This is a genomic window from Oribacterium sp., from assembly GCF_057249185.1.
The window spans coordinates 1-3497 of record NZ_DBHIGR010000201.1 but is presented as its reverse complement, the minus strand read 5'-3'; the positions used below and the strand labels follow the sequence as shown (position 1 = coordinate 3497).

3 protein-coding genes and 1 pseudogene are annotated in these 3497 nt (G+C 39.3%); all 4 read left to right on the top strand.

Annotated elements, in window-relative coordinates; translation table 11 throughout:
- On the top strand, window positions 1-1255 hold a 1255-nt coding region (locus ACO4PX_RS09360; protein ID WP_485572394.1), incomplete at its 5' end, for an extracellular solute-binding protein.
- 114 nt (window positions 1256-1369) lie between these two features.
- Window positions 1370-2305 carry a carbohydrate ABC transporter permease gene (locus ACO4PX_RS09355; RefSeq protein WP_485572392.1) on the top strand — a complete coding sequence of 312 codons (936 nt, stop codon included), beginning with the start codon at window positions 1370-1372 and terminating at the stop codon, window positions 2303-2305.
- Window positions 2302-3117, top strand: a complete 816-nt coding sequence (locus ACO4PX_RS09350) for a carbohydrate ABC transporter permease (RefSeq protein WP_485572390.1) — start codon at window positions 2302-2304, stop codon at window positions 3115-3117. Before ACO4PX_RS09355 ends, ACO4PX_RS09350 begins: the two co-directional genes overlap by 4 nt.
- 12 nt (window positions 3118-3129) lie before the next feature.
- Window positions 3130-3497: pseudogene (locus ACO4PX_RS09345) on the top strand (alpha-mannosidase); the annotation flags it as partial.

Genomic DNA, 3497 nt, shown 5'->3' with positions numbered 1-3497 from the left:
CACCTTCACTTACAGAGACACTGGAACCGCTAAAGAAAAGATGGGTCTGTATCGCTGGGTGACAGCAGCTTATGAAACATGGGAACATAAGGATGAAGTAGAGCTGGATGTTGCTCCCATTACTGCATCTGAAGGGGATTATTTCACGAAGATTGCTTTACAGCTTGCCGACCCCAGTACTTGTCCGGATTTGGTATGCGAAGATACCTTCCAGTTACCAAATGATGCAGCAGCAGGATATTTAACCGACCTTACTTCCTATCTTAAGGAATATGATGAGTGGGATCAGTATTATGAGTCTATGCAAAGTATTACCTCTGTTAAGGGAGTGTGCTATGGTGTGCCTTATTGTACGGATACAAGAGGGCTTTTCTATAATCGCGGTGTATTAGAGAAAGCAGGAGTTATTCAGGCGGGAGAAGACTGGGAACCAAAGTCCTGGGAAGATATTTTATCTGCCTGCCAAAAGATTAAGGACAGTGATCCGGATGTAATTCCATTTTGGTGTAATTCAGGAAAGGCTACAGGAGAAGCTACATCTATGCAGACCTATGAAATGCTTCTCTATGGAACAGGAGAAAAGCTCTTAGATGAAGATGGGAAGTGGATTGTAGAGTCTCAGGGCATTAAGGACTCCCTAGAGTTTATTCAGAATATTTATAAAAAAGGATATGGACCTTCCTTGGATCTGGTTCTTACCGGACAGGGTGGTTTAAATGCCGAAAGAGAATATTTACCTTCCGGTAAGTTGGGTATCTTATTAGATGGTCTTTGGATTACGGCTCCATGGAAGGAAGAGGGAGCAGCTCCTTGGAAGAATTATGAGAAAGAATGTGGACTTGCTGCAATGCCAACAAGTAAGGGGCAGGCTCCGGGAACTGTTACATTATCAGGCGGTTGGGCTCTGTCTTTACCGGAAAATGGAGACAATAAGGATGCTACCTTTGATTTCGTAAAGCATATGATGAGCGAAAAACACTATTTAGATCTTGTGCTTTTTGAAGGTGACATTTGTACAAGAAAAGACATTGCTGAGAAGGAAGAGTACAAGGCACAGCCATTCTTTGAATTTGGAACAAAACTTTTGGATACAGCAGGTTATCGTCCTCAGAACGATTTATACTCTTCTGTTTCTACCGGTATTCAGGAAATGGTTGAATCTGTAGTTACTGGAACATCTATCGATGATGCAATTTCTCAGTATGCAGCCAATACAGCAAGCATTGTCGGAGATGACAATGTAGTGAAAAAGTAATTTAGTCAAAAAGTAATGAATAAAAATGATGTAGTGTGGTGAATTAGTTAAAAAAATTAAGTCAATTAAATAGGGATCATCAGGCTTATTAGCGTAAGAAGAACGGGGGCAAGGATGAAAACAAACAGATTTTTAAGAGAGTGCAGGCAATCAATTTTGCTGATACCGGCTATGGCACTTTTGCTATTGTTTTTCGTTGTTCCCGTTTTTCTTACTATTTTTTTCTCTTTTACCAATATGGCGCTAACTGGAGCTACGGCAAAAAACTACGATATTGTAGGCCTTTCAAACTATATAAGGCTTTTCAAAGATAAAGTAGCATTATCAGTGATAAAAAACACCTTATTTTTCCTTGCTGGATCTCTTTTAGGGCAACAGTTTGTAGGATTTATCTTGGCATACTGTATGAGGGAATGCTCCGCCACATTTCGGCGCATAGTAGGACCTTGTATATTGTGTGGTTGGGTTATGCCGGAAATTGTAGTTTCCCTTTGTATGTTGGCATTCTTCGATATGGAAGGTACTGCAAATACAATTTTAAAAGCAATACATTTACCGGTAATTTCCTGGATTTTCGGTTTTCCTATGCTGACCGTTATACTGGCTAATATTTGGCATGGAACTGCGTTCTCTATGCTGAATTTTCAGTCCGCATTGGATCATGTTCCTAGAGACATGGAAGAGGCGGCACGAGTAGATGGGGCGAATCGCTTTCAGGTTTTGTGGCACCTTCTTATTCCTTGTATGAAGCAGACAATCGGCATGAATACCATGCTGAATACATTCTCTACCCTGGGAGTTTTTGGTTTGATTTGGGCTATGACCGGAGGCGGGCCGGGTAATAAAACTACGACACTTTCTATATACATGTATAATGCAGGAATGAAAAATTTTCAGCTGGGTAAGGGAACAGCGATAGGTATTTTGATTTTACTACTGGGTGGTGTATGCAGTATAGGATACAGTTTCCTGTTTTATGAAAGAGAAAAAAAGAGCAGGGGGAATTTTGGAAAAGTAAAAACTACTCTTGCTGAAAGGAGGGAAGGATGAGGAACAAAACCTGGATTTATTATCTGATTTTGGCACTCATTGGCATACTCTTCTTAATGCCTATGTTATGGCTGGTTTTAAGTTCATTTAATGTGCATGCAAGACAGGCTCTAAAGTGGCCTGACCAGTGGACATTTAATAACTATCTTACAGTAATACAAAATGGAAGAAATATACGAGGATTTGGAATTGGACTTTATATTTCGATAGTACAAGCAAGCTTGGTTTGTATTTTATCCTTAATGGCGGCATATCCATTATCTCGATATGATCTTTCTTATAAGGAACCTTTGCTTTATACCATTTTGTTTATGACATCATTACCGATGATTGCTGTTATTGTACCGGTTTACAAGATTTTTGTGCGATTTCATCTTTTAGATAGTATTCCCGGTGTAATATTGTATTTGACTGCATCCGGTATACCCTATGGGGTGTGGATGATGAAGAACTTTATGGACGGAATACCTAGAAGCTTGGAAGAAGCTGCTTTTGTAGATGGAGCAGATTCTGTACAATCCATGCTGCGAGTGGTAGCTCCACTAATGTTTTCCGGAATTTGTGTTGTATTTATCTATAGTTTTTCAGGGGCTTGGGGAAACTTTTTTATTCCTTATATCCTTTTGAATTCAGAAGCCAAGCAACCTGCATCAGTTATCTTGTTTCAGTATTTCGGAAAGCATGGGGCTATAGAGTATGGAGCTCTTTCTGCATACAGTTTACTATACTCTCTGCCCGCAATTTTCTTATACATATTGTCTCAAAAAGTTATGTCGAAGGGCTTTACCATGAATGGTGGAGATAAGGGATAGAAGGAGTTGGATATGGGATTTATTAAAGAGAGAATAGGGAAATTTTTAGAATATCTCAAAGAGCAGATTTATACCAAAACGGAAGTGATTCCATATTGGTATGGAAAAAATGAAGATTATCGTTATTCAGAAGAAGAAAGAAATAATCTTCCCTTGGATCAGTTTTTTACTTTAAAGCGAGAGGAGATTTTTGGAGGACATAGAGCATATTTTTCTTTTTATACGACTTGGACTGTTCCGGAAAACTTTGCCGGGAAAACAGTGGTCTTTTCTTTGGAGACAGGAAAAGAGGGTGCTTGGGATGCATTGAATCCCCAATTCTCTCTTTACGTAAATGGGGTTTTAAGACAGGGATTGGATGTAAATCATAGAGAATGCAT